Genomic DNA, 19471 nt, shown 5'->3' with positions numbered 1-19471 from the left:
CCGGGCTCGGGTCTGTCAAGCCCCGGGGTGGTCTACGATAACACCCTCCCCGTAACGTGGTACTTAAGCCAGACAGAATCAACTGCTATGCTTCTGCGCTCATTTTCCGGGAGGATGTCCGTTTGTCCACAAAAGAATCCACGCCCAAGAGAGATACCATTGACCAGCTCTACAGCCTGATTGCCAATGAGGAAGACGCGCGGGTCTGCAAGGACATCCCGGAGGAGGCCTGCCGGGAAGTGCCCCGCAACTTCTTCCTGATTCTTGCCAGTAACGTGCTGACCAAGCTGGGCGACCTGCTGATCAGTCCGAAAACCGTGCTGGCCTGGCTGATGAGCGCCGTGGGTGCCCCGGCTCTGGTCGCCTGGCTCGTTCCCATCCGGGAATCCGGTTCAATGGTGCCGCAAATGGTCATCGCAGCCTGGGTTCGCCGGCGGGCGGTTCGCAAGTGGTTCTGGACCCTGGGGAGCTTCGGACAGGCTGCCAGTGTCGTGGCCATGGCGGCAAGCGTCTGGTTTCTCGAGGGGTACGCCGCCGGCGGCGGCATCGTAGCGGCACTCGTCGTGTTTTCACTGGCCCGCGGCTTCTGCTCGGTATCCATGAAGGACGTGCAGGGCAAATGCATTCCGAAAACCCGCCGCGGTCGGCTGTCGGGCCTGGCGTCCACCCTCGGTGGCACCGCCACGGTGATTCTGACCGCGCTGCTGTTCTGGGACCGCGGTGATCCGACGCTCGGCTTCTATGCGCTGCTACTGCTATTGGCCGCTGCGTTCTGGATCATTGCCGGCTTCCTGTTTGCCGGCGTTGACGAATACCAGGGTGAAACCGGCGGCGGCGGAAATGCCATGTCAGAGGCGATCAAAAGCCTCTCTCTGCTCCGGGATGACGTCCCGTTCCGGAATTTCGTGATCACCCGGGCGCTGCTACTCGGTTCGGCCCTGGCTTCGCCCTACTTCGTGGTGCTGGCACAGAAAGAATCCGATACTGGCTGGATGCTGGGGGTTTTCCTGCTGGCCAGCAGCCTTGCAAGCTCGCTCAGTGCCAGCTTCTGGGGCTGGGCGGCGGACACATCAAGCCGCAAGGTGATGATACGCAGCGGCGCCATGGCCAGCGGGATATGCCTGGTGGTCGGAGTGACCGCGCTCTTGCTCGGCACAGACATCGGCAGCGTCTGGTTCTACCCCATTGCGTTTTTCGTGTTGGGCATCGCCCATGCCGGAGTGCGGCTCGGACGCAAAACCTATCTTGTGGATATGGCCGGGGGCAACAAGCGAACCGACTATACCGCGGTGAGCAACACCGTCATCGGCATTCTGCTACTGGCTACCGGTGGCCTGACGGCGTTGATCTCCCTGGTCTCGGAAGTCGCGGTGATTCTGGTACTGGGGCTGATGGGGCTGGCCGGAATGCTCAGCGCCATGCGCCTGAAAGAAGTTACCGACAGCTGATTCCGGTGCTCGCCCGTCAAAGAGGGGCTTTACCGTCGTTGAGAGCCAGGGCTCCTTTCACAATGCGATAGATTATCCAGATGGCGATGCCCAGGAGAAAAAACCAGCCAATGATCAGTGGCGCGGTCACGATACCGATAACGGTCCATAACAAGCCGATCCAGAAGGTACGGATCTGCCAACGGAAATGGGGTTCTATCCAGGTATTCCTGACATCATCGAGCTTCACGTAGTTGATGATAACGCCGGCAAGGCCGGTGATCCCTCCCACGAAAAAGGACAGCGCCTGCAGTATATAAACCAGCACGGCCAGGTTGCGGCCTGGCTCCGCGCGGCGGGCCAGCGGGTTCTCGTCAGCGGGGATGTATTCAGGCTCGGACAAGTGATTCCTCCTTTTACTACGTACCAGAAGTATATCACAGCACCCGAGCCTGACGGCCGGGTGATTCAGTGGCTGTCCGGTTTGTAACCCAGGCGGAAACCACCCCAGTGCTTACCGTTCACGTAGACCGGTACTGACAGGTCATGCATGATCTCGCCGGTATCCCGACGGTAGGTCTGCAGCAGCATACTCTGGGTATGACTGCCACAACGGGCGCCGGTGCGGTCATTGAACAACCGCTTGCTGCGGCTTTTCACCAGATCCACGCTCGGATCACCGGTGGGTGCATGGGCAAAATCCCGGTTATGGGTAGGCACATAGCCGTCCGGCGCGATGGCAATCGCATACACCATGGACGGATCGGCTGCCTTTACGGCTTCCTGCACGGTAGGGAGCTGCTGGTCCGTATAACGGTCATAGCTGCTTGCGTATTTCTGAGGATCGGTGCCGGGAATGGGTTCCCGCTTTTTGTCGAAGAGCGCACTCTCCGACAGCTGCCCGTCGCGAACGGCCTGTTCAAAGAGTTCCCCAATCCGGTCGGCTCCCTGACGGGCCTGGTTATAGAAGGCCCGGTGGTAACTTTCGTCGCTGTTCAGTGCAAATGCGGCGTTGGCCTGTTCCGCCAGCTCCATCAGGGTAGCGGCCTGCTGGGCCAGGGATGCCACACTGGAGTCACTCTCGGTGATCTGGTCGCGAACGGTTTCAATGGCGCCAGAGACCTGTTGCAGACTCTGCTCGTTGTTCTGGTCAATCTCGGCGATGCGCGCCACCTGCTGCTGCACCCGGTCGGATTGATCACGGATCTGATCCAGGCGCTCACCCACGCTCTCGACGGATTCCAGGCCGGTCTCCACGCTTTTGGCAAGATCTTCAATCCGCGACACGATCAGGGAGGTGTCGGACCTTATTTCCTGAAGCGTTTCGGCCACCTCACCGGTTGCCTGGGCGGTTCGACCGGCCAGCTGCCGGACCTCATCGGCAACGACCGCGAAGCCCCGGCCCTGGTCACCAGCACGGGCCGCTTCAATGGCCGCGTTCAATGCAAGCAGGTTGGTCTGTTCCGCGATACCCTGGATGGTCGTCGTGACCCCCTGGATCTTGTTGGACTTCTCGTTCAGTTCCTGAATCAACCGCAGGTTTTCACTGGACTGCTGATGCACGGCCCGTACACTGTCGATGGCAAAGGTCAGCATTTCCCGGCCTTCGGTGCTCACCTGCCTATTCTGCAAGGCCATGGTGGCAGCATCCGTCGCCTGCTGGGCGGATTCACGCACGCTCTCGGTGATCTGACCGGCATATTCTGCCATCTGGACGGTTTCGCTGACCTGGCGGTCCAGACGAACCTTTAACTGATCCGCAGCGAAAGACACCTGCGCCGCGGAAATCGCGCTCTTGTCCGCACTGCCCGATAACGCCTCAATCAGGGCGCGGCCGGCTTTTGCCTCCGCAATAAGGCCCGCACACTGCTGACCCAGTGGGCTATCGTCCGAAAGGTCCCCGTCATTCAGTTGCTTGATAGAACGCTCGACCGGCTCCAGTACCCGCAGTACCAGATAGGCAGTGGCAACCGCCAGACCAATAATCAGGCCAACCAGAACCGAGGACCCGTCCAGTCCTATCAACGGCGCCCCCAAAGTGGCTGCGACGGCAACAACAACCGCAACCGACATTCCCGCAAACAGTACAGGTCGACTGAGCAAACCCATGGCCACCTCGTTATTATCATTGTTAATGAACACATTTTAGAAATACCGGTTTTTGATGGTATTAAATTACCGATTATTTATATCTGATACTTTAGTAAACCTGAACCGACACTCACAAAATGACACGCTTCGGCTCAGATCCCGTCATAAAACCTCTGCCAACCTGTTACCAATTCGTCTGCGTAACGTCAGGTAACCAGGCACCCTCTTACCATGCCACGGATCATTTAACGGCGGGTGGCACGAATCCTTTTGCATTGATTTTAAATTCAGGGAGAGAACTGGGAGGCCATACAGTTTGGCGAGGCAGGTATCCGGCCAAACTCGGCGACTTTGGGTATTACCCGCGGAGATGAAGAGGAAAACCAGTATAAACGCAAAACGGCCACCGTTAAGGTGGCCGTTCTAAGGCAGGATCAGCTGTACTAATACCCCAGTTTCTATGTTACCTGCAGCATTTCAACGCTTTACTGCTCCATGGAGTCACCTGCCTCCTCAACAGCTTCTCCCATTTCTTCGCCTGCTTCGTCCATTGCTTCGCCGGTTTCCTCGGCAGCATCACCGGCAGCGTCCTTGGTTTCATCCCAGGCGCTGTCATTCTGGCCGGTGGCGTCTTCGTAGGTTTCTTCGGCAGCATCACCGGCGTCGTCCGCCATATCCTCGACGTTATCGCCGGCTTCCTCGAAATCCGCTCCCTCGTTGTCGTCCTGGCTGCAGGCCGCAAGGCCCAGCGTCATCAGCAGTGCCAGTGCGCTCAATGTCAGCTTGTTCATAACCATGTCCCTTATTTGGTTTGACGTGTTAATACAACAACGACAAGTCTACGGTCCTGCCTGACCCTGGCACAATTACCCGCTGATTACGTTTTTGTTAGTAGCGACAATAAGTTAAAAAAAGCAACAACCTGCTGATATCAATCGGTACAAGCCACCGTCTTGCCGTCAAGGGTTAACACGTGGTCCAGCCGGACCATGTGTCCGCGCCCCAGCAAAACAAACTCCTGGCCGGCCCTGCTGAACAGGTCGCGGATGGCATCGTGGGTGGTCTGTATCTGGCCGGCCTCGTCGCGGTAGACGATTTCCGCAAGCCTCGAAGTGCTGTGGTATTCCCTGAGCAGACAGTGAATTTCACAGCGCACCGGTTGGTAGGCGTTAAAGGCATTTCCCGATGTCATGGCAGGCTCTTCCCTGTGGATACCGACGGGATAGAAAAATGCCCCGGAGCGCCTGATGCAGCGTCAGAGCCGGGGCATGCCTACAGTCTGGTCCAGATTCCGTCAGTCTTCCAGTTTCAGAACCACTCCGGCTTCATGTTCATACAGGTGTCGTCCTGATTCTTCAGCAGCACCAGATCCTGGGCGACCGTTGGCAGCTCCCAGTGGAAGAAGTACTGGGCAGCCTGCAATTTGCCCTGATAGAAACCACGCTCGTCGTCGCTGTTGGCGGAGCCCAGAGCCTTTGCGGCGGCATTAGCCTGGCGCAACCACATCCAGGACACGATAATGTGACCAAACAGGTGCAGGTAACAGGAGGCATTGGCCAGAACCCGGTCCGGGTCTTCCGACATCAGGGATTTACCCAGGCTCTGGGTGACCTTGACGGCCTGCTGCAGGGTTTCGCTCAGTGACAGGGCCCACTGCTGGCAACGGTCGGTAGTCGCCGCTTCCAGATCCACCTGCATTTCCTGCATCAGCAACTGCAGGCCGTGGCTCTGGTCCTGCCAGATCTTGCGGCCGAGCAGGTCCAGCGCCTGGATGCCGTTGGTGCCTTCGTGGATCGGATTGAGACGGTTGTCCCGCCAGCACTGTTCCACCGGATATTCCCGGGTATAGCCGGCGCCACCATAGACCTGGATTGCCAGGTCGTTGGCCTTCGGGCCGTACTCGGACGGCCAGGCCTTGATCACCGGTGTCAGCAGGTCCAGCAGCTTGCCCGCTTCCATCCGTTTCTGTTCATCCGGGTGGGTGTGCTGGTCGTCCATCAGTCGCGCACCGTACAGGCACAGGGCCACGCCGCCTTCGCTATAAGCTTTCTGGGCTAACAGCATACGCCGCACGTCAGCGTGTTCGATGATGGGCACCTGAGGCGCCTCCGGGTTCTTTTCCGAGGGCTTGCGGCCCTGTAGGCGGTCCCTGGCGTATTCGAGACTGTGCATGTAGCCACGGTAGCCAATCACGGCGGCGCCAAAACCGACACCAATACGGGCTTCGTTCATCATCTGGAACATGTACTTCAGGCCCTGGTGAGGCTCACCAACCAGGTAGCCGTGACAGGGAGCATCATCACCAAAGCTCAGGGCAGTAGAGGTGGTACCGCGATAACCCAGCTTGTGAATCAGCCCTGCCAGGCTTACGCCGTTACGCTCTGTCGGGTTGCCTTGGTCATCAACCGTGAATTTCGGCACGATAAACAGCGAGATGCCTTTCACTCCGGCCGGCGCGCCCTTGATCTTGGCCAGCACCATATGAACGATATTTTCGGTAATGGACTGCTCGCCGCCGGAGATATAGATCTTGGCACCCTTGATCAGGTAGTGGCCCTCATCCGTCGGTGACGCGGAGGTGCGGATGTCTGCCAGGGAGGAGCCGGCGTGAGGCTCGGTCAGCGCCATGGTGCCGCTGAAGCGGCCGCTGAGCATGTGGGGCAGGAAGGTGTTTTGCTGCTGGTCGCTGCCGAATACGCGGATCAGGTTGGCAGCGGCGGTGGTGAGAAACGGGTAGCCGGCGGTGCCCGGATTGGCTGCTGTAAAGAAGCCGTTACAGGCAGCCATGACGGACTCCGGCAGTTGCATGCCGCCGAGGTCATAGTCGTACCGGCCGGCAATGAAGCCTGCGTCGGCATAGGCATCAAACGCTTCTTTTACCTGGGGAAGCATTTCGATCTGGCCGTCCACGAATCTGGGTTCGTCTTTGTCAGCGGCACTGTTATGGGTGGCGAATTTGTCGCGGGCGATTTTGTCGGCGGTTTCGATGACAGCATCGAAGGTGTCGCGGCTGTGCTCACTGAAGCGCTCCCGTTCGCTGAGGCGTTCGGTATCAAGTACTTCATAGAGCTGGAACGCCAGGTCGCGGCGGTCTATCAGGGTGTCTGTCATTGGTGGTCTCCTGTTAATGGCCTATAGCCTCTCACAGGGTTGTTTTGGTTGAAACCGGCGTTAATGACATAATCATGGTTGATTCCGCCACTTTTCATTCCGGGCGACCGGCCAATCACGGGGATAGGTTGTCCGGGGCACGCTGTAAATACGTCCATGTAAGCTTGACGGCAGCCTCCCTGCTGCCAACAGTCCCGGACAACCTATCCCCGTAATTACCCTACTTCGGATTTGGCATGCGGACTGTTTTTATCATTGGTTTTGATGGCGCTCTTGCGAGTGCAATTACCGGGATTATTGACCTGTTCCGCTTGGCAGGAGTTACCTGGGCGCGGATCAATGACATGCCGCCGGAGCAGGAGTTTACGACGCGGCTGTTGACCGACGGCGGCAAGCCCTGCCGCTGCATCAATGGGATAACACTGCTTGCGGATGGAGACTGGCAGGACTATCCTGCCGGCGATTCCGGGGCGGATCTGGTAATTGTCCCCACAATCGGGGCGCCGATCGGGCAGGTGTTAACGGCTAATCCTGAGCTGATTCAGTGGCTCGGCGGGTTTCGCCAGACAGCGTCCGGGCAGGTTCGGGTGGCCAGTAACTGCACCGGCGCATTTCTGCTAGCCGAGGCGGGGCTGCTGGACGGACGGCAGGCGACGACGCACTGGGGCTTCGGCAATCAGTTCCGCCAGCGTTTTCCGGCGGTGGACCTGCAGCCAGACAGGCTGATCACGGTGGACGGACACGTTGCCTGTGCCGGGGGCGGCATGGCCTGGTGGGACCTGGGGGTGTACCTGGTAGAGCGATATGCCGGGGCAAAGATAGCGCGTGAGTTGGCGAAGGCGTTCGTGATTGATGCCGGGCGGACCAGTCAGGCGCCATATGGTGCCCTTCAGGCGCGGCGATACCATTCCGATGCCGCCATTCTGAAGCTGCAGGACTGGCTGGATGCAAATTATACCGAGCCGGTTACCCTGCAAACGCTTGCCGGACTGGCGGGGTTGACGGAACGTTCCCTGATCCGTCGGTTCAAGGCAGCGACCGGAGACACCCCCACCGGTTATCTGCAGATTCTGAGAATCGAGGCTGCCCGGCAGCACCTGGAAAATTCACGGTCGGCCATAGAGGAAGTGACGCGAATGGTGGGTTATGAGGACGTAAGTTCATTCAGCCGCCTGTTCCGGAAACACACCGGCCTGGCGCCTGGCATTTATCGGGCCCGGTTTGGGCGCTAGCGAACCGACGGACCGGTTTGGCCCGAGTTATGCTTCGTGTTAGTGACAGGGCCAGAACCCGGCACCAAACGTAAAAATTATCGACACAGGCTATTTCCCGCGGAGGGTAATACCATGACAGCACTACAAAGAGACCAGCAATCGGCACTGCTGAACCGCCTCTACGATATGAAGCAGAAACAGCTGTTACAGGTACAGGCCAGCCAACAGGTCGACAGCCTGCGTTACCAGGTATTGTCTGCGGAAGCCGACGCCATCAGCGCAGCCCTGAAGGCCATTCGATAACCGGCGGCCAGCTCCTCTAGCAGCAACTGACTGCCGCCGGCGCCTGAGGGAAAAAGGCGCTCACTTAGTGACCAAATTTGTCGCCATCGGTCAAATCCGGGCAGCCACTTCCGTCCCCTGGCGGATAGCCCGCTTGGCATCCAGCTCTTCGGCCACATCCGCCCCGCCAATCAGGTGGGTCTGAACTCCACGATTCGCCAGATCATCAAACAGGGCCCGGAACGGCTCCTGGCCGGCGCAGATAACGACATTGTCCACCGCCAGCACCCGGCTCTCTGTCACCTTGCCATCCTTGTCGGACAAGGTGATGTGCAGACCTTCATCATCAATCCTCTCGTAGCTGCAGCCACGGAGCATTTCCACATCCCGGTGCTTCAGGCTGTTGCGATGAACCCAGCCAGAGGTCTTGCCAAGGCCACCACCGACCTTGCTGCTCTTGCGCTGCATCAGGTAGATCTTGCGGGGTGATGCTGCAGGTTTACGCTCGGCAAGCCCGCCGGGCCCTTCGAATTGCGGATCCACACCCCATTCCGCCTGCCACTCGGCAACGCTGACCTGCTCGCCCTCCGGGTGATGACCGGCCTCGTGAGCAAGAAATTCGCTGACATCGAAACCGATGCCACCGGCACCGATCACGGCGACTGACCGGCCCACGGGCTTGTTGTGGCGGAGCACGTCGAGGTAGCCCAGTACTTTCGGATGGTCGATACCGTCAATTTCCGGCGTCCGTGGTTTCACGCCGGTAGCAATGATGACGTCGTCAAAGCCCGCCTCACTCAGCGAATTCGAGTCCACGCGGGTGTTGAGCTTGAGTTCGACACCCAGAATTTCGATCTGGCGCTGGTAGTAGCGCAGTGTTTCAAAGAACTCTTCCTTGCCGGGGATGCGTTTGGCGTAGTTGAACTGGCCGCCGATTGCGCCATCGGCCTCAAACAGGGTCACCTGGTGTCCACGCTTGGCAGCGGTGGTGGCCGCAGCCAGCCCGGCAGGCCCTGCGCCCACGACGGCGACGCGGCGGCTGATCGACGCCACGGTGAGGACCAGTTCAGTCTCGTGACAGGCCCGCGGGTTCACCAGGCAGGAAGCGCGCTTGAGCTGGAACACATGGTCCAGGCACGCCTGGTTGCAGGCAATACAGGTATTGATTTCGTCGCTGCGGTTCTGCTCCGCCTTGCGAACGAACTCCGAATCCGCCAGCAGGGGCCGTGCCATGGACACCATGTCGGCCTTGCCAGCGGCCAGGATTTCCTCGCCTTTTTCCGGGGTATTGATGCGGTTGGTAGTGCACACCGGAATGTCCACCTCACCATAGAACTTGGCGGTTACGTCGGCAAATCCGCCCCGGGGCACAGAGGTTACGATCGTGGGCACCCGGGCTTCATGCCAGCCAATGCCGGTATTGATAATCGTGGCGCCGGCCTTCTCGATGGCCTTGCCCAGCTTTACCACCTGGTCCCAGGTCTGCCCGCCGTCCACCAGGTCCAGCATTGACAGGCGATAAATAATGATGAAATCGGGGCCAACGGCTTCCCGCATACGGCGGACGATTTCCACCGGCAACTGCATGCGGTTCTCGAAGGGTCCACCCCATTTGTCCGTGCGCTTGTTGGTACGTTCGCACAGGAACTGGTTGATGAAATAGCCTTCGGAGCCCATCACCTCAACGCCGTCGTACCGTGCCAGTTTTGCCAGCCTGGCGGCATTGACGAAATCGTTGATCTGTTTGTCCACGCCCCTGGTAGACAGCGCGCGGGCCTTGAAAGGGGTGATCGGCGCCTTGGTGGCAGAAGCCGACACGCTGAAGGGCTGGTAACCGTAACGGCCGGCGTGCAGCAACTGCAGACAGATCTTGCCACCGGCATCATGCACTTCGTTGGTAACATGGCGATGAAGGATGGCAGTGCCGCGATGGTTCATGGTGGACGCCAGGGGCGAAAGCTGGCCAACGAAGTTGGGCGAGAAGCCGCCGGTGACCATAAGCCCCACACCACCCTCTGCACGCTCGGCGAAATAACGGGCGAGCTTGTGAATGTTCCAGAAGCGGTCTTCCAGGCCCGTGTGCATGGAGCCCATAAGTACGCGGTTTTTCAGCTCGGTGAAGCCCAGATCCAGGGGCTTGAGCAGGTTCGGATAGGCTTGGGTCATGTGGTTTCCTTTGTCCTTCGAAGGCGGTTTTCATCAGCAGGCAACATGGTAGCATAGCGCCCTACGACGAACGTATGACACGGAAACGATACTATGAGCGCAGGTGATTCAGAACGGGTGCTGGTCAATATCGAGGATGGCATCGCCATCGTTACCCTGAACCGACCCGATAAATACAATGGTCTGGACATGCCCATGTTTGAGGCGATAACCGGCGCCGCCAAAACGCTGAAGAAAGACCGTGGCGTGCGTGCCATCATCCTGAAGGGCGCAGGAGAGGCCTTCTGCTCAGGGCTGGATGTAAAAACCGTGTCGAAAAACCCGGTAAATTTTCTCAAGCTGCTGATCAAGCCGGGACGAAGGATCAGCAATCTGGCACAGGATGCGGGCTATCTCTGGCGGGATGTGCCGGCACCGGTGATTGCCGTCACCCACGGCTACTGTTTCGGCGGGGGCTTCCAGATGGCACTTGGCGCCGATTTCCGGTTTTCCACCAGCGACTGCGAGTTTTCCATTATGGAGAGCAAGTGGGGCCTTATCCCGGATATGAGCCTGACCGTTACCCTCCGCGAGCTGGTCGCCATTGACCTGGCCAAGGAACTGACCATGACGGCACGGCGAATCAATGGCACCGAAGCAAAAGCCATGGGCCTTGTCACCCGCGTCAGCGATGATCCGATGGCCGACGCGCTGGCTTTTGCCCGGGAATTGGCCAGTCGCTCTCCGGACGCCGTGGCGGCCAGCAAATTGCTGTTCAATCGAAGCTGGAACGCGACCGACAAGGTCGCGCTGGACTGGGAAACCAGGCTGCAGAAAAAAGTGCTGGGCCGGGCCAACCAGCGCGTTGCTGTCGCGCGGAACTCCGGGTCGCCTGAGACGCCGTATCGGAATCGACGGAATTTCTGAGCGTAGGCACTGGCGCTTTGAGGTTTGTCGTTGATCTTGCTCCCCCTGCAGAACCGTATCTGAGTGTCTATCCTGTTAGTTTGACGTGCTGTAACCATCTTGCCTTTGATCAAGGTGTCGGATAGGCTCTCAGGCGTCTGAATACAGGGGACTATCAGCTATCCCTTCGGGTCCGCCTCCATCTTCGGAGCGATCCAGCCGACTTTAACGTGCCTGACCGGAGCGCAATCGAACCATGCTACTGGCTGTGTTATCAGGATTCCTGCTGGCGCTCGTGGCGCCGGCACTGCACCGGGTCACGGGCAGGTACATTGGTTGGACACTCGCCATTCTGCCCGCCAGCCTGACCGCCTACTTCGCCAGCCTGATCCCCGCGGTCCAGGCCAGTGGTTCGCTGGTGATCGAATATGCCTGGATGCCGGGCCTGGGCATCAACCTCAACTTCCTGGTCGACGGCCTCTCCCTTGTATTTGCGCTGCTGATCAGCGGCATCGGCACGTTTATCCTGATTTATGCGGGAGCCTACCTGGCCGGGCACCAGTACCTGGCTCGTTTCTTCGTGATCATGCTGTCGTTCATGGCTTCGATGCTGGGGCTTGTGCTCTCCGATAACCTGGTGTCACTGTTTGTGTTCTGGGAGCTCACCAGCATCACCTCCTACATGCTGATCGGCTTCAACCATGAAGATATGGAAGCCCGCAAATGTGCACTCCAGGGCCTGTTTGTCACCGCTGGCGGCGGCCTCGTGCTCATGGCAGGGCTGATTCTTCTGGCGATCATGGGCGGCAGCTACTCGCTGGCTGAAATTCTGTCATCGGATCTGGCCCTCCAAGACCACGCCTTCTACACCGGGGCGGTCATCTGCATCCTTGCGGGGTGCTTTACCAAATCCGCTCAGGTGCCGTTCCATTTCTGGCTGCCCAACGCCATGGCGGCACCCACACCGGTTTCCGCCTTCCTGCACTCGGCCACCATGGTCAAGGCCGGAATTTATCTGATGGCGCGCCTGAACCCTTCCCTGGGCGAGGGTGCCCTGTGGAGCCAGGCACTGATGGTGTTCGGTGCCGCCACCATGTTTACTGGTGCCTACCTGGCCTTCAGCAGCACCGGCATCAAGAAAGTACTGGCCTACTCAACCATCATGGCCCTTGGCACCCTGACCATGTTGATCGGGGTGGGTACAGAACTGGCCCTGACCGCCTTTGTCTGCTTCCTGGTTGCCCACTCCCTGTACAAGGGCGCGCTGTTCATGATCGCCGGTGCCCTGGACCACGAAACCGGCACCAAGGACATCTCACGGATGGGCGGCCTGAGAAAGACCATGCCGGTGACCGCGGCGATTGCGTGCCTGGCCGCCTTGTCTCTGGCGGGGCTGCCGCCCGTGTTCGGCTTTATTGCCAAGGAACTGCTGCTTGAATCACTGCTGGACGCCCCGTTCTGGTCCATCGGCCTGACGACGGCTGCCGTTGCAGCGGCGGTACTGATCGTTGGTGTCGCCGGCCTGGTGGCTATCAAGCCGTTCTTCGGCAAGGTCGCAAACACGCCCAAAGCTCCCCACGAAGCACCGTTTGGCATGCTGATAGGTCCCGCCGTGCTGTCGGTGATTGCGCTGATCTTCGGCCTGGCTCCTTTTCTTCCTGAGGGAGCCCTGCTTCAGTCTGCAGTCGGAAGCGTCTTCGGCACACCGGTAGAAACCTATCTGGCGCTCTGGCATGGCGTCAACGTGCCGCTGGTTCTGTCAATCGGCAGTCTGGTATTGGGATTAAGTCTTTTGTCCGGCTGGCACCGGCTTCAGCCTGCGCTCTACGCGATCAATACTTACGCCGCCCGGTTTGGCCCGGAGGCCGGTTACTTCCATTTTATGGAGGGCATAACCATTGTGGCAGCCTGGCAAACCCGGATTCTACAGAACGGCGTGCTCGGTCTTTACCTGCTGTTGCTGGTGGCGGTGACCTTTGGCCTGACCGGATACACCCTGCTGACCCACCATGGCATCCACCTGACCCTGGACCTGACTGACAGCCACTTCTATGAGTGGGGCATTGCTCTTCTGCTGGTTGCCGCTGCCACCTTCGCCAGCTCTACCCATTCCCGCCTGGGTTCGGTGGCATCCATGGGTGTGCTTGGCTTCGGTGTCGCCCTAACCTTTATTCTGTTCAGTGCGCCTGATCTGGGCATCACCCAGTTGCTGGTAGAAACCCTGACGGTAATTCTGCTGGTGCTGGTACTGTTCAGGCTGCCCGAATTCGTCAACCTGTCCTCGCCCTTTGAACGCTTCCGGGACCTCGCGGTGGCGATCTTTGCTGGCGTGGTGATGACACTGCTGATTCTTGCGGCCCTGGATGTTCAGTACTTCGAGAGCATCTCAAGCTACTACATCGAGAACAGCGGCACGCTGGGTCACGGCCGCAACATCGTCAATGTCATCCTGGTGGATTTCCGGGCCCTGGACACCCTGGGGGAGATCTTCGTACTGTCGCTGGCGGCCCTGGGCGTACTGTCGATGATCAAGCTGAGGGCGGAGGATCAGTACAAATCATGAAATCCAATACCCTCATTCTGCATACTGCTGCGCTGTTTATCATGCCTTTGCAGCTTATGTTCTCCGTCTTCCTGCTGTTCCGCGGCCACGACGAGCCTGGCGGCGGTTTCATCGGGGGGTTGGTAGCGGCAAGCGCCTTTGTGCTCTACGCCTTTGCATTTGGCTCGGAACCTACTCGGCGCATCCTTCGGGTAGCCCCGAGGGATCTGCTGGCTGCCGGGCTGTTATTCGCCATTGCCTCGACCGTTCCTGCGTTCCTGGCAGGCCAGCCGATGCTGACCGCCCACTGGTGGGAAGTCCCCCTTCCCGGTGGTAACTACCTCAAGCTGTCGACACCCCTGATTTTCGACATTGGCGTATACGCGGCGGTTCTTGGCACCATCATGACGTTTGTCATCAACCTGATGGAGTCGGATGAATGAACCAGCACATTGCACTCCAAACCTTCAGCCTGAAAGGAGAGCCTTTATGGAAAGCCTGATGGCTTACGTCGTCGGCATCCTTTTCGCAGCAGCGATCTACATGATGCTGCGACGCTCCATTGTCAAACTGGTCATCGGCCTGATAATGCTCAGCAACGCCGCCAACCTTCTCATTTTCGTTGTGTCCGGTATGACCAGGGGTGCTCCCCCCCTGATACCAGAAGGTGCCGATGCGCCTCTGGGTGCGGTTGCGGATCCGCTGCCGCAGGCATTGATACTGACTGCCATCGTTATCGCTTTCGGCGTTCTGGCCTTCGCAGTGGTTCTCATACGGCGCGCGTATGAAGTAGTGGGAACCGATGACCTCGACCAGATGAAGGATACGGACACTTGAACCTGGAACTCGCCCTACCGATTCTTATTCCGCTGATTTCCGGCGCCCTGTCCGTGGCGCTGTGGCGATCGGTTCGCTACCAGCGCATCCTGGCCGTCCTGGCGACGGCTCTTCTTCTCGCAGCCAGCGTCTGGCTGCTGCGATCGACCATCGACCAGGGGTTCCTGGTCATGGAAATGGGCAGCTGGCCGGCCCCCTTCAGCATTGTGTTTGTCTCCGACATACTCAGTGCCATCATGATCGTATTGACCGGCATCATCGGTCTTGCCATCGCCATCTATTCACTGGCCTCCACACCCAGTGGACACGAGAAGTTCGGCTACTATCCCCTGATGCACCTGCTGCTGGCCGGAGTGGCCGGCTCATTCCTGACCGGCGACATTTTCAACCTGTTCGTCTGGTTTGAGGTCATGCTGCTGGCCTCTTTTGCATTGCTTACCCTGGGCGGTGAGCGGGCGCAGATGGAAGGGGCGATCAAATACGTCACCCTGAACCTGTTTTCTTCCGCGATCTTCCTGTCGGCGGTGGGCCTGCTTTACGGAACCGTTGGCACGCTCAACATGGCGGACATCGCCCAGAAAGTGGCAACGCTGGAAGACCCCGGCATGGTCACGGTGGTATCCATGATGTTCATGGTGTCCTTCGGCATCAAGGCGGCCGCCTTCCCGCTGTTTTTCTGGCTGCCAGCGTCCTACCACACCCCGCAGGTGGCGGTGTCCGCCCTGTTTGCCGGGCTACTGACCAAGGTAGGGGTTTACGCGCTGTACCGGGTGTTCACCCTGATCTTTACCCAGGATGTGGAATACACCCATACCATTCTGCTGTGGGCAGCCACACTCACCATGCTGACCGGTGTGCTCGGAGCGGCAGCCCAGTTCGAGTTCCGCAGGATCCTGTCGTTCCACATCGTCAGCCAGATCGGCTACATGATCCTCGGGCTTGCCCTGTTCACCCCGCTGGCCATCATCGGCGGCGTGTTTTATATCATGCACCACATCATTGTTAAGACGAACCTGTTCCTGGTCAGTGGCATTGTCTACCGGCTGCTCGGCAGCTACGAACTTAAAGATCTTGGCGGCGTCTACAAAGAACGGCCAATGCTCGCCCTGCTGTTCCTGATTCCTGCCCTGTCACTGGCAGGCATTCCACCCCTGTCCGGGTTCTTCGCGAAATTTGTGGTGATCCGCGCCGGTCTGGAAGCGGAAGCCTACGTGGTGACCGCCATAGCCCTGCTGGTGGGCCTGCTGACGCTCTATTCAATGATCAAGATCTGGGCCGAGGTGTTCTGGAAAAAAACACCGGAACACGTCAAGTCCCTCAGCCTCCTGAAGGGCGACATCAAGAAAAGCCACATGTGGGCTTACTATGTGCCTGTTGTCGGCCTTGCAGCCTGTACCCTGTACATCGGTCTTAACGGCCAGCCTATCTACGAACTGGCAGAGATGGCGGCAGATCAGCTGATGAATCCTGAGCTCTACATAGAGGCGGTTCTGGGAGGTGCGCAACAATGATCGGTTTCTTCTGGAACATCATGCTGGCGCTTGCCTGGGTAGCGCTGAGTGGCAATTTTACCGCCATGAATTTCATTACCGGCTTTTTCTTTGCCTACCTGGCACTGATGGTCCTGCAAAGGCAGGTTCCCGTCCTTAAAGGTTACTCGCGCCGGATTCCCAGGGTGGTGGCATTTCTGGTGTTCTTCATCAAGGAACTGGTCAAGGCCAACGTTCGCGTGGCCTATGACGTTGCCACGCCGGTCTGGTATATGAAGCCCGGAGTGATCGCTTTTCGCCTCGAAGCCCACACAGATGTCGAAATCCTGTTCCTGAGCAGTGTTATTTCCCTGACACCGGGAACCCTGAGCCTGGACGTGTCGGACGACCGTCAGGTACTTTTTATTCATGCCATGTTTCTTCAGGACGAAGAAGAGCTGCGTCAGGATCTCAGGGAACTTGAGCGCCGAATCCTGAAGATCTTGCGCTGAGGAGCCAACGCGTGATTCCGATTGTCATCAACATTGTCTACTTTATGCTCTCAGTGGCACTTCTGTTGGCATTCATCCGCCTGACCAGGGGGCCCTCACTGCCCGACCGGGTCGTGGCTCTTGAGCTCATCGCGTCCATCGTTGTGGGCTATGTGGGTGTCCATGCCATTGATACGGGCGTTTCCAGCCTGCTGGACGTTGCTATCGTTATTGCCCTGACGGCTTTCCTGGCCGCGATTGGTTTCGCCCGATTCCTCGAACGGGGAGCGCGCAAATGATGGAGCTTATCGTAGCAATATGCCTTCTCGCAGGAGCCACCTTCATGCTGCTGGCTGCCGTAGGCATTATACGCCTGCCAGACCTGCCCACTCGTATGCATGCCTCGACGAAAGCGGGCGCCATGGGAGCCATGTTCACTATGGCCGGTGTCGCTTTTTACTTTGCCGAGAGTGTTGTGGCCGCCAGGGCATTTGCCATCGTGGTGTTTATCCTGATCACCTCTCCGGTTGCAGCCCACGTCATCGGAAGGGCCGGTTACTTCATGGGCACGTCGTTGTGGGATGGAACCGTTAAGGATGAGCTCAGAGAAAACTACGATCCAGATACCCACAAGCTCAGCAGCGGTTACGAGGGTAGCCCGGAGAGCGTGACGCCTCCCCCCGAGTCGGAGTCGCCGGACGAGCGCTAGGCGAGAGTCTTTTTACCGTTGCCGCGCTGCTTTTCACAGTGCTGCAAACCAATTTCGCGTATCCTGCGCCCATCGACTATAAGGAGAAGCTTTCATGTTGAAAGTGAATGAATATTTTGATGGAAAGGCCAAATCCATTGCCTTCCAGACCTCCACCCTGCCGGCCACGGTGGGCGTTATCAGCCCGGGCGAGTATGAATTCGGAACCAGCAAAAGGGAAACCATGACCGTCATCAGCGGCGCTCTGACGGTTCTGCTGCCGGGTATGGAGGATTGGATGACCTACGGTTCCGGCGAGTTTTTTGAAGTGGCCGGGCAGGCCAGCTTCAAGGCGAAGACCGACATTGACACCGCCTATCTGTGCACCTACGAATAACCGCTAGACGTATCAGGGAACAGCGCAGAACGGGACAGCAAGGCCAATCGGGCCTGAGACTCCTGTCCTGCGTTTTTTATCAGCCAAAGGTTTCCGTTGTCGTAAAACTGTGTCAGATTTAGGGCTCTTCTCGTTATAAATTAAACAATTGAGAAAGAGGCATCGAGTTATGGCACAGACCCGCATCCTGTCACCGGCAGACAACGCCTATCAGTATCCACTCCTGATCAAGCAGCTCCTGCTCTCCGGCCCCCGCTACAACCCGGACCAGGAAATCGTGTACGCCAACCGCAGCAAGTACACCTACACCGACCTTGTGGATCGCATCCATCGCCTGGCAAACGCGCTGACAGATGCCGGCGTACAGGCGGGTGATACCGTGGCTGTCATGGACTGGGACACTCCTCGTTACCTAGAGTGCTTCTTTGCCGTACCGATGATTGGTGCCATTCTGCACACCATCAACGTACGCCTGTCTCCCGAGCAGATTGTCTACACCATGAACCACGCCGAAGATGATGTGGTACTGGTACACGATGACTTTCTTTCCATCATCGAAGGCGTGAAGGACGAAATCAAAACCGTCAAGACGTGGATCCAGCTCACCGACAGCGACCAGGCCAAGGCGGCGCCTGTCGATACCATTGGTGAGTATGAGGAATTACTGGCCAAAGCAGACAATCAGTTCGACTTCCCGGACTTTGACGAAAACAGCGTAGCAACCACTTTCTACACCACCGGCACTACCGGCAATCCCAAAGGCGTGTACTTCAGCCACCGCCAGCTGGTGCTGCACACTCTGACCATGACAGGGGTTACCGCAGCGTTTGATGAGATGCCATTACTGCGCTCGTCATCGGTTTACATGCCCCTGACGCCCATGTTTCACGTTCATGCCTGGGGCGTACCCTACGCTGCCACCATGCTCGGCGTTAAACAGGTCTACCCCGGTCGGTACGAGCCGGAGCTGCTTGTCGACCTTCTGAAGGAACACAAAGTCACTTTCTCACACTGCGTACCAACCATTATGCAGATGATGATGGGGACCGAATCCATCAAGACGGCCGACCTGAACAACTGGCACGTGCTGATCGGTGGTAGCGCACTGACAAAGGGCCTCTGCGATGCCGGGGCAAAGCTGGGAATCAAGATGTACACCGCTTACGGCATGTCTGAGACCTGTCCGCTGCTAAGCGCATCGCACATCAAGCCGGAAGATATGGAGCTGCCCCTGGAGCAGCAGACGTCCAAAAGGGTAAAGACCGGTGTTGCGGTGCCGATGGTGGAACTTGAAATTGTGGACCCGGAGGGCAAGCCTCTCCCCCATGATGGCGAAGCCAAAGGCGAAGTTGTTGCCCGCGCTCCCTGGCTGACACAGGGCTACTTCAAGCAGCCTGAAAAAGGCGAGGAGCTCTGGGAAGGTGGCTGGCTGCACACCGGCGACGTCGCCAGCATGGAGCCTGACCACACTCTCACCATCAAGGACCGCATCAAGGATGTGATCAAGACCGGTGGTGAGTGGCTGTCATCCCTGGATCTGGAGAACCTGATCAGCCAGCACCCGGCTGTCGCAGGCGCCGCAGTGGTCGGTATACCGGATGAGAAGTGGGGTGAACGCCCCCATGCCATGGTGACCCTGAAACCTGGCGAGGAAGCGACTCTTGAGGATATCCAGAGCCACCTGAAGAAGTTTGTGGATGCCGGCGAAATCAACAAGTGGGCGATACCCAACCAGATCGATTTCGTAGAGGACATCCCCAAAACCAGTGTTGGCAAGATCAACAAGAAACTGATCCGGGATCAGTTGAAGTAAACCTAACTGACAAGGCGCCCCTGCGAGGAACGAACGGGGGGCGTCTTCGTACCTCCCG

Annotated in this window: 19 protein-coding genes; 13 read left to right on the top strand and 6 right to left on the bottom strand. The window is 58.3% G+C overall.

The features are described 5' to 3' along the window. Positions 1–122: 122 nt before the first annotated feature. Complete coding sequence (locus DIT71_RS14465) at positions 123–1448, top strand: MFS transporter (RefSeq protein WP_114613925.1); 1326 nt, start codon at positions 123–125, stop codon at positions 1446–1448. A gap of 16 nt (positions 1449–1464) precedes the next feature. Here DIT71_RS14465 and DIT71_RS14460 read toward each other — a convergent pair whose 3' ends face one another. The 5 genes from DIT71_RS14460 to DIT71_RS14440 form a co-directional block, all read right to left on the bottom strand. Beyond that, the gene (locus tag DIT71_RS14460; RefSeq protein WP_114613924.1) at positions 1465–1830 is read right to left on the bottom strand and encodes a DUF4870 family protein; all 366 of its coding nucleotides are present in this window, start codon (positions 1828–1830) and stop codon (positions 1465–1467) included. Between the two features lie 65 nt (positions 1831–1895). Then, the gene (locus tag DIT71_RS14455) at positions 1896–3536 is read right to left on the bottom strand and encodes a methyl-accepting chemotaxis protein (RefSeq protein WP_114614086.1); all 1641 of its coding nucleotides are present in this window, start codon (positions 3534–3536) and stop codon (positions 1896–1898) included. A gap of 467 nt (positions 3537–4003) precedes the next feature. After that, positions 4004–4309, bottom strand: coding sequence for a hypothetical protein (locus tag DIT71_RS14450; RefSeq protein ID WP_114613923.1), 306 nt, complete (start codon positions 4307–4309; stop codon positions 4004–4006). A 140-nt stretch (positions 4310–4449) separates the two neighbouring features. Next, positions 4450–4710 (bottom strand): hypothetical protein, encoded by a 261-nt coding sequence (locus tag DIT71_RS14445; RefSeq protein ID WP_114613922.1) that lies wholly within the window; start codon positions 4708–4710, stop codon positions 4450–4452. Between the two features lie 116 nt (positions 4711–4826). Then, complete coding sequence (locus DIT71_RS14440) at positions 4827–6629, bottom strand: acyl-CoA dehydrogenase (protein ID WP_114613921.1); 1803 nt, start codon at positions 6627–6629, stop codon at positions 4827–4829. A 236-nt stretch (positions 6630–6865) separates the two neighbouring features. Between DIT71_RS14440 and DIT71_RS14435 the strand changes: the two genes are divergently transcribed. Next, positions 6866–7861, top strand: a complete 996-nt coding sequence (locus DIT71_RS14435; protein ID WP_114613920.1) for a GlxA family transcriptional regulator — start codon at positions 6866–6868, stop codon at positions 7859–7861. Between the two features lie 114 nt (positions 7862–7975). Next, entirely contained in the window at positions 7976–8146 is a 171-nt protein-coding gene (locus DIT71_RS18035; RefSeq protein ID WP_167507467.1) for a hypothetical protein, read from the top strand. Between the two features lie 90 nt (positions 8147–8236). Here the strand turns inward: DIT71_RS18035 and DIT71_RS14430 are convergent, their stop codons facing one another. Then, positions 8237–10291 (bottom strand): NADPH-dependent 2,4-dienoyl-CoA reductase, encoded by a 2055-nt coding sequence (locus tag DIT71_RS14430; protein ID WP_114613919.1) that lies wholly within the window; start codon positions 10289–10291, stop codon positions 8237–8239. A 93-nt stretch (positions 10292–10384) separates the two neighbouring features. Here DIT71_RS14430 and DIT71_RS14425 point away from each other — a divergent pair, with 93 nt between their 5' ends. From DIT71_RS14425 to DIT71_RS14380, 10 genes are all read left to right on the top strand, one after another. Next, positions 10385–11197 carry a crotonase/enoyl-CoA hydratase family protein gene (locus DIT71_RS14425; RefSeq protein WP_114613918.1) on the top strand — a complete coding sequence of 271 codons (813 nt, stop codon included), beginning with the start codon at positions 10385–10387 and terminating at the stop codon, positions 11195–11197. Positions 11198–11432: 235 nt separating this feature from the next. Continuing rightward, positions 11433–13739 carry a putative monovalent cation/H+ antiporter subunit A gene (locus DIT71_RS14420; protein WP_114613917.1) on the top strand — a complete coding sequence of 769 codons (2307 nt, stop codon included), beginning with the start codon at positions 11433–11435 and terminating at the stop codon, positions 13737–13739. After that, positions 13736–14161, top strand: a complete 426-nt coding sequence (locus tag DIT71_RS14415) for a Na+/H+ antiporter subunit B (protein WP_114613916.1) — start codon at positions 13736–13738, stop codon at positions 14159–14161. Before DIT71_RS14420 ends, DIT71_RS14415 begins: the two co-directional genes overlap by 4 nt. Before the next feature lie 46 nt (positions 14162–14207). Then, positions 14208–14555: a Na+/H+ antiporter subunit C gene (locus DIT71_RS14410; RefSeq protein WP_114613915.1), complete on the top strand. Its 348-nt coding sequence runs from the start codon at positions 14208–14210 to the stop codon at positions 14553–14555. Further along, positions 14552–16066: a Na+/H+ antiporter subunit D gene (locus DIT71_RS14405; RefSeq protein WP_114613914.1), complete on the top strand. Its 1515-nt coding sequence runs from the start codon at positions 14552–14554 to the stop codon at positions 16064–16066. The genes DIT71_RS14410 and DIT71_RS14405 overlap by 4 nt, the downstream gene beginning before the upstream one ends. Further along, entirely contained in the window at positions 16063–16536 is a 474-nt protein-coding gene (locus DIT71_RS14400) for a Na+/H+ antiporter subunit E (protein ID WP_114613913.1), read from the top strand. Before DIT71_RS14405 ends, DIT71_RS14400 begins: the two co-directional genes overlap by 4 nt. 11 nt (positions 16537–16547) lie before the next feature. Continuing rightward, the gene (locus DIT71_RS14395) at positions 16548–16814 is read left to right on the top strand and encodes a monovalent cation/H+ antiporter complex subunit F (protein WP_114613912.1); all 267 of its coding nucleotides are present in this window, start codon (positions 16548–16550) and stop codon (positions 16812–16814) included. Next, a complete protein-coding gene (gene mnhG, locus DIT71_RS14390; RefSeq protein WP_114613911.1) occupies positions 16811–17224 on the top strand; it encodes a monovalent cation/H(+) antiporter subunit G in 414 nt (137 codons plus the stop codon). Before DIT71_RS14395 ends, mnhG begins: the two co-directional genes overlap by 4 nt. A 94-nt stretch (positions 17225–17318) precedes the next feature. Next, positions 17319–17600, top strand: coding sequence for a pyrimidine/purine nucleoside phosphorylase (gene ppnP / locus DIT71_RS14385; protein ID WP_114613910.1), 282 nt, complete (start codon positions 17319–17321; stop codon positions 17598–17600). A 169-nt stretch (positions 17601–17769) separates the two neighbouring features. Further along, complete coding sequence (locus tag DIT71_RS14380) at positions 17770–19413, top strand: fatty acid--CoA ligase (RefSeq protein WP_114613909.1); 1644 nt, start codon at positions 17770–17772, stop codon at positions 19411–19413. Positions 19414–19471 lie beyond the last annotated feature (58 nt).

It is taken from the genome of Marinobacter vulgaris (genome assembly GCF_003344045.1).
GTDB lineage: Bacteria > Pseudomonadota > Gammaproteobacteria > Pseudomonadales > Oleiphilaceae > Marinobacter > Marinobacter vulgaris.
This window is presented reverse-complemented; position numbering and strand designations above follow the sequence as displayed.